10 protein-coding genes are annotated in these 13259 nt (G+C 68.7%); 6 read left to right on the top strand and 4 right to left on the bottom strand.

The genetic code is table 11. From position 1 onward, the window contains the following. Window positions 1–21 precede the first annotated feature (21 nt). The 3 genes from ABD733_RS01560 to sufB are packed head-to-tail and all read right to left on the bottom strand — an operon-like array spanning window position 22 to window position 3170. On the bottom strand, window positions 22–348 hold the full coding sequence (locus tag ABD733_RS01560; protein ID WP_344793290.1) for a non-heme iron oxygenase ferredoxin subunit: 327 nt from the start codon (window positions 346–348) through the stop codon (window positions 22–24). Continuing rightward, window positions 345–1751, bottom strand: coding sequence for a Fe-S cluster assembly protein SufD (sufD, locus tag ABD733_RS01565; RefSeq protein WP_344793291.1), 1407 nt, complete (start codon window positions 1749–1751; stop codon window positions 345–347). Before sufD ends, ABD733_RS01560 begins: the two co-directional genes overlap by 4 nt. Continuing rightward, a complete protein-coding gene (gene sufB / locus ABD733_RS01570) occupies window positions 1752–3170 on the bottom strand; it encodes a Fe-S cluster assembly protein SufB (protein ID WP_344793292.1) in 1419 nt (472 codons plus the stop codon). 325 nt (window positions 3171–3495) lie between these two features. Here sufB and ABD733_RS01575 point away from each other — a divergent pair, with 325 nt between their 5' ends. After that, the gene (locus ABD733_RS01575) at window positions 3496–4419 is read left to right on the top strand and encodes a COX15/CtaA family protein (protein ID WP_344793293.1); all 924 of its coding nucleotides are present in this window, start codon (window positions 3496–3498) and stop codon (window positions 4417–4419) included. 61 nt (window positions 4420–4480) lie between these two features. Here ABD733_RS01575 and ABD733_RS01580 read toward each other — a convergent pair whose 3' ends face one another. Beyond that, window positions 4481–5425 (bottom strand): heme o synthase, encoded by a 945-nt coding sequence (locus ABD733_RS01580; protein WP_344793294.1) that lies wholly within the window; start codon window positions 5423–5425, stop codon window positions 4481–4483. Window positions 5426–5781: 356 nt separating this feature from the next. Between ABD733_RS01580 and tkt the strand changes: the two genes are divergently transcribed. The 5 genes from tkt to ABD733_RS01605 all read left to right on the top strand — a co-directional run bounded on the left by tkt (window position 5782) and on the right by ABD733_RS01605 (window position 13258). Beyond that, entirely contained in the window at window positions 5782–7875 is a 2094-nt protein-coding gene (tkt, locus tag ABD733_RS01585) for a transketolase (protein ID WP_344793295.1), read from the top strand. 44 nt (window positions 7876–7919) lie between these two features. Further along, window positions 7920–9041, top strand: coding sequence for a transaldolase (gene tal, locus ABD733_RS01590; protein WP_344793296.1), 1122 nt, complete (start codon window positions 7920–7922; stop codon window positions 9039–9041). Further along, window positions 9038–10636 carry a glucose-6-phosphate isomerase gene (locus tag ABD733_RS01595; RefSeq protein WP_344793297.1) on the top strand — a complete coding sequence of 533 codons (1599 nt, stop codon included), beginning with the start codon at window positions 9038–9040 and terminating at the stop codon, window positions 10634–10636. Before tal ends, ABD733_RS01595 begins: the two co-directional genes overlap by 4 nt. A gap of 118 nt (window positions 10637–10754) precedes the next feature. Then, a complete protein-coding gene (gene zwf, locus ABD733_RS01600; RefSeq protein WP_344793298.1) occupies window positions 10755–12311 on the top strand; it encodes a glucose-6-phosphate dehydrogenase in 1557 nt (518 codons plus the stop codon). Further along, window positions 12308–13258, top strand: a complete 951-nt coding sequence (locus ABD733_RS01605; RefSeq protein WP_344793299.1) for a glucose-6-phosphate dehydrogenase assembly protein OpcA — start codon at window positions 12308–12310, stop codon at window positions 13256–13258. Before zwf ends, ABD733_RS01605 begins: the two co-directional genes overlap by 4 nt. The last annotated feature ends 1 nt before the right edge of the window (window position 13259 follow it).

Genomic DNA, 13259 nt, shown 5'->3' on the forward strand with positions numbered 1-13259 from the left:
TGTTCCTTCGTGTGGCGGAGATCAGGAGGCGCTGACGCGCGAGGAGGTGTCGACGTAGACGTCGCCGTCGACGACGGTGACTTCGAAGACCGGGACGGGCTCGTAGGCCGGCAGCGTGAGCGGCTTGCCCGTCGTCAGCTCGAACTTCGAGCCGTGCGCCCAGCACTCGAGGGTGTCGTCTTCCACGAAGCCCTCCGACAGCGAGATGTCGCCGTGGGTGCAGGTGTCACCGAGCGCGTGCAGGGTTCCGGCGGAGTCGCGCACTACGGCGACCGGGACGCCGTCGACGACGACTCGGAGAGCCTCCGAGACGCTGACGTCGCTCTCGGCACAGACCTTCGTGCTCATCGTGCGTTCCCTCCGGGGTGAGTGCCGATCGCGGTGACGCCCTGGGCGACATCCGGCTCGGTCGTGACGTGCTCGGTGCCGGTGGCCACGGAGGCGCCGGGCTGCGAGTCGACGTACGGCGAGCGTCGGGACGCGGCAGAGCCGGCGGCGGAGTCCGCCTCGGCACGGGCGCGCGCGCCCTCGGCCAGCTCCTTCTCGAGGGACGCCTGCAGGCGCTCCTGGAGGCCGGGCTCCCCGATGCGCTGAACGATCTCTGACAGGAAGCCGAGGACCACGATCCTGCGCGCCTCCTCTTCGGGGATGCCGCGCGACTCGAGGTAGAAGAGGTGCTCGTCGTCGAAGCGGCCCGTGGCGCTGGCGTGCCCTGCACCCTGGATGTCGCCGGTCTCGATCTCGAGGTTCGGGATCGAGTCGGCGCGCGTGCCCTCGGAGAGGACCAGGTTGCGGTTCTGCTCGTAGCTGTCGGTGCCGGGGGCGGTGCGCCCGATCAGGACGTCGCCGATCCAGACCGTGCGAGCACCCTCGCCCTGGAGAGCGCCCTTGTAGTTGACGCGGCTCTTGGTCGCGGGAGCATCGTGGTTGACGTAGACCTGCTGCTCGAGGTGCTGGCCCGCATCGGCGAAGTACACGCCGTTGAGGTCGGCGTCGGCGCCCTGGCCGGCGAGGTGGGCCGACGGGTTGATCCGCACGACGCTTCCGCCGAGCGAGACGACGAAGTGCTTCAGCTGCGCGTCGCGGCCGATCTTCGCGAAGTGGGTGGCGAGGTGGATCGCGTCGTCGTCCCACTCCTGGACGCTCACGACGGTGAGCTGCGCGCCTTCGTCGACGACGATCTCGACGTTCTCGACGAGGTTGGCGCTGCCGCTGTTCTGCAGGATCACCATCCCGCGGGAGTTCGGCGTCGCGTGGACGACCGTGTGGGCCGCGCGGGGGGACGCGTCGAAGCCGGAGCGGCCGAGCGTGATCGAGGAGGCGTCGTCGCCGGACAGCGTCACCAGCAGGACGTTGTCGACGCTCGCCCACGCGTTCGCCGACGCCTTGTCTTCGGGCGTGCCGGCCGTGCCGACGAGCGCGTGGTCGGGGGCGACCCACTCGACCGAGGCGCCGGGCGTGTCGCGCGCGAGGTAGGCGTACGGCGAGCCGTCGAGGGCACCGTCGATGAGCGGCCGGAGACGCTCGACGGGGCTGAGCTTCCAGTCGACCTCGCGGCCGGTGACCGCGGGGAACGCCGCAGGATCGGTGGACGCGAAGCGCCCGGAGCGCGTCTGCACCGGGACGGGGCGGTCGGCCCACGCCCCGTCGGTGTGGCCCTTCGAGCCGGGTCTCACGATGGGCTCGACGAGAGGAGCGGCCGTGGCCGGATCCGTCGAGGTCGGCTGGGTCGTTGCGGGAGTTGCGGACATCTAGCCGACGGATCCTTCCATGCTCATCTCGATGAGCTTGTTCAATTCGAGTGCGTACTCCATCGGGAGCTCGCGGGCGATGGGCTCGATGAAGCCTCGGACGATCATGGCCATGGCCTCGTCCTCCGCCATGCCGCGCGACATCAGGTAGAAGAGCTGCTCCTCGCTGACGCGCGAGACCGTGGCCTCGTGGCCGAGCTGGACGTCGTCGATCCTGATGTCGATCGCCGGGTACGTGTCGGACCGGGAGATCGTGTCGACCAGCAGGGCGTCGCACCGGACGGTGTTCGCCGAGTGGTGCGCGCCCTCGTCGACCCGGACCTCGCCGCGGTAGCCGGCGCGGCCGCCGCCACGGGCGATGGACTTCGAGACGATGGACGACGTCGTGTACGGCGCCATGTGGATCATCTTCGCGCCGGCGTCCTGGTGCTGGCCGGGGCCTGCGAAGGCGACCGACAGCGTCTCGCCCTTGGCGTGCTCGCCCGCGAGGTAGATGGACGGGTACTTCATCGTCACCTTGGAACCGATGTTGCCGTCGATCCACTCCATGGTGGCGCCCTCGTGCGCGATGGCGCGCTTGGTGACGAGGTTGTAGACGTTGTTCGACCAGTTCTGGATCGTCGTGTAGCGCACGCGGGCGTTCTTCTTCACGATGATCTCGACGACTGCGGAGTGCAGCGAGTCGGACTTGTAGATCGGAGCGGTGCAGCCCTCGATGTAGTGCACGTAGCTGTCTTCGTCGGCGATGATCAGCGTGCGCTCGAACTGGCCCATGTTCTCGGTGTTGATCCGGAAGTAGGCCTGCAGGGGGATCTCGACGTGGACGCCCTTCGGGACGTAGACGAAGGAGCCGCCCGACCAGACGGCGGTGTTGAGCGCCGCGAACTTGTTGTCGCCGGCCGGGATGACCGTGCCGAAGTACTCCTTGAAGAGGTCGGGGTGCTCGCGGAGGGCCGTGTCGGTGTCCATGAAGATGACGCCCTGGGCCTCGAGGTCTTCACGGATCTGGTGGTAGACGACCTCGGACTCGTACTGCGCGGCGACGCCCGCGACGAGGCGGTTGCGCTCGGCCTCGGGGATGCCGAGCTTCTCGTAGGTCGCCTTGATGTCGTCGGGGAGCTCTTCCCAGCTCGTCGCCTGCTTCTCGGTCGAGCGGACGAAGTACTTGATGTTGTCGAAGTCGATGCCCGAGAGATCGGCACCCCACGTCGGCATCGGCTTGCGCTCGAAGAGCGACAGCCCCTTGAGGCGGTTCTTGAGCATCCACTCGGGCTCGCTCTTGAGATTCGAGATGTCGGTGACCACCTCGGGATTGACACCACGGCGCGCGGAGGCTCCCGCGACGTCGGAGTCGGCCCACCCGAACTCGTACTGGCCGAGGCCTTCGAGCTCCGGGCGGTCGATCAACACGTCTGACATAGCTACCTCTTTCTCTACCGACTCGAACCGATACGCTCGTTGCGGCATTCCCTTGCCAGCGACCTGGATCGCCTGTGGGCGGCACTCCCCTCGCGTCTGCGAGCGGAGCAGGTTCAGCAGCGACCACCCAGATCGATGTCTCTAAACTCGAGCTGCTGAGAGCTCATGCCGCGTGAGATCTGATGGGATCTGTGGGTCTGCGTCGACGCACCGAAACGGGTGTGTTCCTGAACCCGGCAATTCTACAGGTCGAGACCGCAAATGTAAGGAAGGGCAGCAATACGTGACCAATGCACAGGCATCGTCCGCCGGGCCACTGGCGAGGGTGTGGTCCCTGCTCCCCTCGCGGGTCGACAGGCGGGTCAGGATCATCGCCTGGGCGTCGCTGGTCTGCCAGCTGGTCCTCGTCGGGACGGGGGGCCTCGTCCGCCTGACCGGCTCCGGCCTCGGCTGCCCCACCTGGCCGGAGTGCACGGCCGGCTCGCTCGTGACCACGCCCGAGATGGGCCTCCACGGCATCATCGAGTTCGGCAACCGGCTGCTGACCTTCGTGCTGGTGATCATCGTGATCCTGGCGTTCTTCGCGGTCTTCCGCATGCGGAAGGTGCGCCGCGACCTCTTCTGGCTGACCCTCATCCAGGCGCTCAGCATCCCGTTCCAGGCGGTGCTCGGCGGCATCAGCGTGCTCGCCAAGCTCAACCCCTACGTCGTCGGCTCGCACTTCATCGTGTCGATGGTGCTGGTCCGGATCACGGCGACGCTGGTCTACCGCGTCTATCACGGGCCCCGCGGCACGAGTGCGGCGACTCCCCCGTGGTACGCCCTGACGACCCGCGTCGCAGCGGTCTTCGTCGGGATCACGGTCGTCCTCGGCATCCTGACCACCGGAGCGGGGCCGCACGCCGGCGATGCAGACACTCACCGCAACGGGTTCGACCCGAAGGTGATCGAGGTCCTGCACGCCGTGCCGGCGTTCGCCGTCTTCGCGCTGACGCTCGTGCTGGTGGCCGGGGCGGCACGGCTCGGGCTGCCGCGCCTGTTCCCGATCCTGCTCCTCGCCGTCGAGGTCGCTCAGATCACGGTCGGGCTGGTCCAGGCGAACACCGGGCTGCCGCCGCTCCTCGTCGGCTCGCACCTGGTGCTCGCCGGCCTGCTGGTCGCGGCGATGACGGCAGTCGCGCACACCCTCGAGAGCGACACCGACCTGACGAAGCCGGTCGAGGTCGCTGCAGTCGCTGCGGAGCGCTAGACGCTCGGGCCCGTTAGAAGCAGAGTCGGCTAGAAGCAGAGTCGACTAGAAGCCGAGTCGACTAGAAGCCGAGGACGCGAGGCAGCAGCGGGTCGATGCCCACGGCGAGGAAGACCAGCGTCAGGTACGTGATCGACGAGAAGAAGACCTTCATCGGCTTGACGTCGACGACGTGCGTGATGGCCCGGCTGTAGAGGCTGTGCGACTGGTAGATGAACCAGATGCCGCTCGCCAGCGCTACGACCGTGTAGAGGACGCCCATGTGGGCGACCGGCACCAGCAGGAGCGAGCACACCACGGTGGCCCAGGCGTACAGGATGACCTGCAGTCCGACGTGCGCGCGGCCGCGGACGACGGCCAGCATCGGCACCCCGACCGACGCGTAGTCGTCGCGGTAGCGCATCGACAGCGGCCAGTAGTGCGGCGGCGTCCAGAGGAAGATGATCATGAACAGGATCACGGGTGCGGCGCCCAGCGAGTCCGTGACCGCCGACCAGCCGATGAGCACCGGCATGCAGCCGGCGATGCCGCCCCACACGATGTTCTGCGGCGTGCGGCGCTTGAGCCACAGCGTGTACACGAACACGTAGAACAGGATCGCGAAGAGCGAGAGGGCAGCGGAGAGCGGGTTGATCAGGATCGCCAGCCACGCGATGGACGCAACGCCCAGCACGTACGAGAAGACCAGGGCCTCGCGGTCGGTCACGTCGCCCGTGACGAGGGCACGGTCTTTGGTCCGCTTCATGACGCGGTCGATGTCGCGGTCGATGTAGCAGTTGAACGCGGAGGCGCTGCCCGCGCTGAGCGCGCCGCCGATGAGGGTGCCGAGGACGCGCCACAGGTCGGGGACACCGCCCTGCGCGAGGAACATGGTCGGCACCGTCGTGACGAGCAGGAGCTCCATCACGCGGGGCTTCGTGAGCGAGACGTAGGCGCGGACCTTGCGCGAGAATCCGATCCGGGCGCGGCCCTCGGAGTCGTTGCGAGTGTCTACTGCTGCTGTCATGCGTCCTCTGAAGTACGGGGCTCCCGAGCGGCCTTGCCGGGTGGGAGACGGACGGCTCACCGAGCTGTTTCGTGGCCCTGGCAAGTCTAAACGATGAATGTCCGCGCTGACGGCGTCGAGGGGCCTTCCGGCGGGCGCTGGACCCCCGACCTCCCTATACTGGCAGGTGCTTGCCAGTTACTGGGCCCAGGGCGCCGTTCCCACCGTTTCGAGTCGGAATCGCCCGAGAGACACGCCCGGCAGCAGGCTGCAGCGGGCCGAGGTCCGTGCGGCCGAGTCGACGGAGCCTCGGCAGGCGCCATGTCAGTGCGGGAGCGAAACCCGCGCAATCTCGCATCAAGAAGGGTCATCTTCAAGTGGCAGATCTGCAATGGGAATCCATTGACAAAAAGGCAGTAGACACGGTCCGCGTCCTCGCGGCTGACGCGGTCGAGAAGGTGGGTAACGGCCACCCCGGCACGGCGATGAGCCTGGCACCCGCGGCCTACCTCCTCTTCCAGAAGGTCATGCGACGCGACCCGAGCGACAGCACCTGGATCGGCCGCGACCGGTTCATCCTCTCCGTCGGTCACTCCTCGCTCACGCAGTACATCCAGTTCTACCTGGGCGGCTACGGCCTCGAGCTCGAAGACCTCGAAGCTCTCCGCACCTGGGGCTCCAAGACCCCCGGTCACCCCGAGTACGGCCACACCGACGGCATCGAGATCACCACCGGCCCGCTGGGCCAGGGTCTGGCCTCCTCCGTCGGCTTCGCGTACGCGTCGCGCTTCGAGCGCGGCCTGCTCGACCCCGACGCGGCACCCGGCACCAGCCCGTTCGACCACTTCGTGTACGTCATCGCCGGCGACGGCGACATGCAGGAGGGCGTCACCAGCGAGGCCGCCTCGCTCGCCGGCCACCAGCAGCTCGGCAACCTGATCGCGATCTACGACTCCAACCAGATCTCGATCGAGGACGACACCAACATCGCCTTCACCGAAGACGTGCACAAGCGCTTCCTCGCCTACGACTGGGACGTCCAGGTCGTCGACTGGAAGAAGACCGGCCAGTACGTCGAAGACGTCGCCGAGCTCCACGACGCCATCGAGCGCGCCAAGGGCGTCACCGACAAGCCGTCGCTGATCATCCTCAAGACCATCATCGCCTGGCCCTCCCCCACCAAGCAGGGCTCCGGCAAGTCGCACGGCTCGGCTCTCGGCAAGGACGAGATCGCCGGCCTCAAGCGCTTCCTCGAGTTCGACCCCGAGAAGTCGTTCGACGTCGACCCCGCCGTCCTCGAGCACACCCGCAAGGCTGTTGAGCGCGGTCAGGCTCAGCACGCCGAGTGGAACGAGCAGCTCGCGGTCTGGGCCGAGGCCAACCCCGAGAAGAAGGCTCTCCTCGACCGCATGCTCGCGGGCGAGCTGCCCGAGGGCCTCGAAGACGCCCTCCCGGTCTTCGAGCCCGGCAAAGACGTGTCGACCCGTGCCGCCAGCGGCAAGGTCATCAACGCCATCGCCGAGGTCCTGCCCGAGTTCTGGGGCGGCTCCGCCGACCTGGCCGAGTCGAACCTCACGACCATCGCGAGCGGCAAGTCCTTCGTGCCGACCGAGTGGTCGACCCACGAGTGGAGCGGCGACCCCTACGGCCGCGTGCTGCACTTCGGCATCCGCGAGCACGCCATGGGCGCGATCCTGAACGGCATCGTCCTCCACGGCAACACCCGCCCCTTCGGCGGCACGTTCCTCATCTTCAGCGACTACATGCGCCCCGCCGTCCGTCTCGCCGCCCTCATGAAGGCGCCCGCGACGTACGTCTGGACCCACGACTCCGTCGCCCTCGGCGAGGACGGCCCGACGCACCAGCCCATCGAGCAGCTCACGGCCCTCCGCGCGATCCCCGACTTCTCGGTGGTCCGCCCGGCCGACGCCAACGAGACGGCCTACGCCTGGCTGACGATCCTGCAGCGCTTCTCCGGCCCCGCCGGAATCGCGCTCAGCCGCCAGAACCTCCCCGTCTTCGAGCGCGGCGACGGCGACGCCACCGGCGAGACCTTCGCCTCGGCGAAGAACGTCGCCAAGGGCGCCTACGTCCTGGCCGAGGCTCCCGGCGGCACCCCCGACGTGATCTTCATCGCGACGGGCTCCGAGGTCCAGATCGCCGTCGAGGCCCGCGAGGTCCTCCGCGGCGAGGGCATCAACGCCCGCGTCGTGTCGGCTCCGAGCCTCGAGTGGTTCGACGAGCAGAGCGACGAGTACAAGGAGTCGGTCCTGCCCAAGGCCGTCAAGGCCCGCGTGTCCATCGAGGCCGGGATCGCCCTGGGCTGGCAGGGCATCGTCGGCGACGCCGGCCGCAGCGTCTCGATCGAGCACTTCGGTGCCTCGGCCGACTACAAGACCCTGTTCGAGAAGTTCGGCATGACCACGGACGCCGCTGTCGCGGCTGCGAAGGACTCCCTGGCCGCGCTCTGAGCGCCCAGCGGAACCCGCCGAAGAACTCACGAGAGAAGAAGAGAATGACTGACACCCAGCAGACCACCCCCACCGCTCAGCTGTCCGCAGCCGGCGTGAGCATCTGGCTCGACGACCTGTCGCGCGAGCGCATCAAGGCCGAGGGGCTCCAGAAGCTCATCGCCGAGCGCGACGTCGTCGGCGTGACCACCAACCCGACGATCTTCGCGTCGGCTCTCGCCAAGGGCGAGGCCTACGACGAGCAGGTCGCCGAGCTCGCGAAGGCCGGCACCGGCGTGACCGACGCCGTCTTCGAGATCACCACCGACGACGTCGCCGACGCGTGCAACGTGTTCAAGCCGATCTACGACTCGACGAACGGCTTCGACGGCCGCGTGTCGATCGAGGTCGAGCCGGGCCTCGCGCACGACGCCCAGGGCACCATCGAGCAGGCCAAGGCGCTCTACAAGAAGGTCGACAAAGAGAACGTCCTGATCAAAATCCCCGCGACCCTTGAGGGTCTTGAGGCGATCACGGCCGTCATCGCCGAGGGCATCAGCGTCAACGTGACGCTGATCTTCTCGCTCGACCGCTACCGCGCCGTCATCAACGCCTACCTGACCGGTCTCGAGCAGGCCAAGCAGGCCGGCCGCGACCTGTCGAAGATCCACTCGGTCGCCTCGTTCTTCGTGTCGCGCGTCGACACCGAGATCGACAAGCGCCTCGAGGCCGTCGGGACCGACGAGGCCAAGGCGCTCAAGGGCAAGGCGGGCGTCGCGAACGCCCAGCTCGCCTACGAGGTCTACCAGCAGTCCTTCGCGACCGAGCGTGCGGCCGGCCTCCTCGCGGAGGGCGCCAACAAGCAGCGTCCGCTCTGGGCCTCGACGGGTGTCAAAGACCCGAACGTCCTCGACACCACCTACGTCGTCGAGCTCGTCGCGGCCGATGTCGTCAACACCATGCCGGAGAAGACCCTCGAGGCCACCTTCGACCACGGCGTCATCGCGGGCGACACCATCACCGGCTCGTACGACCAGGCCAACGAGGTCATGAACGCCATCGCCGCTCAGGGCGTCTCCTACGACGACGTCGTCGGGGTCCTCGAGTCGGAGGGCGTCGAGAAGTTCATCGTCTCCTGGAACGAGCTGCTCGACACCGTCACCGCCGCGCTGGAAGCCGCTAAGTGACGATTGCCATCACCGCGTCGGGCGCGGCTGCCGAGGCAGTCGCGTCCGTCGTCCCCCAGCTGGTCGCCGACCTGGTCGCGTCCGGCATCACGGCTCAGGACCCCAGCCTGTGGGGTCCTGACGCCGAGGACGAGGCGTCGAAGCGGCTCGGCTGGACGGAGGCCGTCGCGGTCTCCGCCCCGCTGGTCCGCGAGATCGCCGACCTCCGCGAGAAGCTCCTCGCGAAGGGGCTCGACCGGTTCGTCCTCGCGGGCATGGGCGGTTCGTCCCTCGCTCCCGAGGTCATCACGCGCACCTACGGCGTCGAGCTCACCGTGCTCGACGCCACCGAGCCGGGCCAGGTGCGCGCGGCTCTCGCCGACCACCTCGAGCGGACCGTCCTCGTCGTGTCGTCGAAGTCGGGCTCCACGGTCGAGACGGCCAGTCAGCGGGCGGTCTTCGAGAAGGCCTTCCGCGACGCCGGCTACGCCGACATCGAAGACCGGATCGTCGTCGTCACCGACCCGGGCTCCCCGCTCGATCAGTCGGCGCGTGAAGCGGGGTACGTCGTGTTCAACGCCGATCCTGCGATCGGCGGCCGCTACTCGGCCCTCTCGGCGTTCGGGCTGGTGCCCTCCGGTCTCGCCGGCGCCGACATCGGCGAGCTCCTCGCCGAGGCGGACGCGGTGACCGTCGAGCTGGCGCAGGATCGCGAAGACAACCCCGGCCTCGTGCTGGGCGCGGTGCTCGCCGGCACCGAGCCGCTCCGCGACAAGATCGCGATCGTGGCCGACGGCACGCACATCCAGGGCTTCGCCGACTGGGCCGAGCAGCTGATCGCCGAGTCCACGGGCAAGGAAGGTCGCGGCCTCCTCCCGATCGTGCTCGACGTCGACTCCCCCGAGATCGCCGCCGGCCTGCCCGACGTGCAGGTCGTCCGGCTCGTCGCCAGCACGGAGGAGACCCGCGAGGTCGCCCCGGGCGAGGTCGAGATCTCCGGATCGCTCGGCGGCCAGATCCTGGTCTGGGAGTACGCGGTCGCCGTCGCGGGCCGGCTCCTCGGCATCAACCCCTTCGACCAGCCCGACGTCGAGTCGGCCAAGGCCGCCACGCGTGCCCTCCTCGAGGGTCGGCCCGAGACGTCTCCGGCGGCCTTGGTCGTCGACGGCGTCGAGGTCCGGGAGCGGGGCGGCATCGCCCTGGGCGACACCCTCGACTCCGCGGTCGACGCGCTCCTCGCTCGCCTCGGCGACGACGGGTACGTGTCGATCCAGGCCTACGTCGACCGGGTCGCGCATCCTGAGCTGATCGGCCTCCGCGACGTGCTCGCGCGTCGCACCGGCCGCCCGGTCACCTTCGGGTGGGGGCCCCGGTTCCTGCACTCGACCGGGCAGTACCACAAGGGCGGTCCGAAGACCGGCGTCTTCCTGCAGATCACGCAGGTGGCGACGACCGATCTCGAGATCCCCGACAGCCCGTTCGGCTTCGGCACCCTCGTCGCCGCGCAGGCCGCAGGCGACGCCGAGGTGCTCGCCGACCACGGGCGGCCCGTCCTGACCCTGACGGTCACCGACGTCGAGCAGAGCCTGCCGGCGATCCTCGAAGCCGTCCGCTGAGTGCGAAACGGGCGCAGGATGATCCTGCGCCCGTTTTTCTCATCCGAGAGCGGCTCACGACGAGACCGTCCTCGCCCCTCGCCTCTCGCAGCACCACAACGCAAGGACAGATAAGACAATGGCACCGGTGGAAATCACTCCGGAGTTCAACCCCCTGCGGTTGCCCTCCGACCGCCGCCTCAATCGCATCGCCGGTCCGTCCGGCCTGATCATCTTCGGTGTGACGGGCGACCTGTCGCGCAAGAAGGTCATGCCGGCGATCTACGACCTCGCGAACCGCGGCCTCCTCCCCCCGGGCTTCGCCCTCGTCGGCTTCGCCCGGCGCGAGTGGGAGGACCAGGACTTCGAGCAGGTCGTCTACGAGGCCGTCAAGCAGCACGCCCGGACCCCCTTCGACGAGGACGTCTGGCGGCAGCTGAAAGAGGGCATCCGGTTCGTCCAGGGCGACTTCGACGACGCGGAGGCCTTCCAGCAGCTCAAGCAGACGATCGACCAGCTCGACGTCGAGCGCGGCACGAAGGGCAACCACGCCTTCTACCTCTCGATCCCGCCGCGGTTCTTCCCCCTCGTCACCGAGCAGCTCCGCGACTCCGGCCTCGCCGAAGACACGGTCGACGCCAACGGCGACCGACCCTGGCGCCGCGTCGTGATCGAGAAGCCCTTCGGCTCCGACCTGACGACCGCCCGCGAGTTGAACGCCGTCGTCGAGACGGTCTTCGAGCCCGACTCGGTGTTCAGGATCGACCACTACCTCGGCAAGGAGACCGTCCAGAACCTGCTGACGCTCCGCTTCGCGAACCAGATGTACGAGCCGCTCTGGAACAGCAACTACGTCGACCACGTCCAGATCACCATGGCGGAAGACATCGGCGTCGCCGGCCGCGCCGGCTACTACGACGGCATCGGCGCAGCGCGAGACGTGATCCAGAACCACCTGCTGCAGCTCCTCGCCCTCACCGCGATGGAGGAGCCGGTCAGCTTCAAGGCGCGCGACCTGCGAGCCGAGAAGGAGAAGGTGCTCTCCGCCGTCCGGATCCCCGAGAACCTCGCCGAGGGCACCGCCCGCGGTCAGTACTCCGGCGGCTGGCAGGGCGGCGAGAAGGTCCTCGGCTTCCTGGAGGAGGGCGGGATGAACCCCGACTCCGTCACCGAGACCTTCGCGGCCATCAAGCTCGAGATCGCCACGCGTCGCTGGTCGGGCGTGCCCTTCTACCTCCGCGCCGGCAAGCGCCTGGGTCGGAGGGTCACCGAGATCGCCGTCGTCTTCAAGCGCGTCCCCGAGAACGTCTTCGGCCTCGGCGACGGCGCCGAGCTGGGGCAGAACGCCCTGGTCATCCGCGTCCAGCCCGACGAGGGCGTCACGCTGCGGTTCGGCTCGAAGGTCCCCGGCATCGGCACGCAGGTGCGTGACGTCACGATGGACTTCGGCTACGGCCACGCCTTCACCGAGGCGAGCCCCGAGGCGTACGAGCGGCTCATCCTCGACGTCCTGCTGGGCGACCCGCCGCTGTTCCCGCGCCACGAGGAGGTCGAGCTCTCGTGGAAGATCCTCGACCCGATCGAGGAGTTCTGGGCGACACAGGGGCAGCCCGAACAATACCGACCCGGCACGTGGGGCCCCCACTCCGCCGACGAACTGATGGCCCGCGACGGCCGGACCTGGAGGCGACCGTGATCGTCGATCTTCCCGACAGCACGATCAGTCGGGTCTCGAAGGCTCTCGTCAAGATCCGCGAGGAGGGCGGCGTCGTCGCCCTCGGGCGCGTCCTGACCCTCATCATCGCCACCAGCCTCGGCCACGAGGAGGAGGCGATCGAGGCGGCCAACGAGGCCAGTCGCGAGCACCCCATGCGCGTGATCGTCATCTCGACGGGTGACGACCCCTCGGATCACGGCGAGGCGCGCCTCGACGCCCAGATCCGCGTCGGCGGCGACGCAGGTGCGAGCGAGGTCATCCTGCTCCGCGCCTACGGCGACATCGCAGCCGACGAGGAGGGTCTCGTCACCGGGCTCCTCCTGCCGGACGCACCCGTCGTCGCCTGGTGGCCGGGCAAGGCCCCGGCCGTCGTCTCCGAGTCGCCGCTCGGCAGGATCGCGCAGCGCCGCATCACCGATGCCGCCGCGCAGACCAATCCCCGCCAGTCGATCATCGACCTCGCGTCGACCTACGAGCCCGGCGACACCGACTTCGCCTGGACGAGGCTCACCCTCTGGCGCACTCAGCTCGCCGCGGCGCTCGACCAGCCGCCGTACGAGCCGATCACCTCCGTCGAGGTGTCCGGCGCTGCCGACTCCCCCTCGACGCTGCTCCTCGCCGCGTGGTTGAAGCTGCAGCTGCGGGTTCCCGTGCTGCACGCGCTCACCACCCGGGCCACCGGCTCCAGCGGAATCCACGGCGTCCTGCTGCACCGGGCGTCGGGCACCATCGAGCTCGAGCGGTCGCTGGTCAATGTGGCGACCCTGTCGCAGCCCGGCCAGCCGACGCACGACCTCTCCCTGCCACGCCGCAGCCTGCGCGACTGCCTTGCGGAAGAACTCCGTAGACTCGATCCAGACTCCCTCTTCGGGAATGTCGTGAAGACCGGCGTGAGGCAATTGCGCGAAGACCAAGAAAGCAACTGAG

The organism is Frondihabitans peucedani (assembly GCF_039537585.1).
Taxonomy (GTDB): domain Bacteria; phylum Actinomycetota; class Actinomycetes; order Actinomycetales; family Microbacteriaceae; genus Frondihabitans; species Frondihabitans peucedani.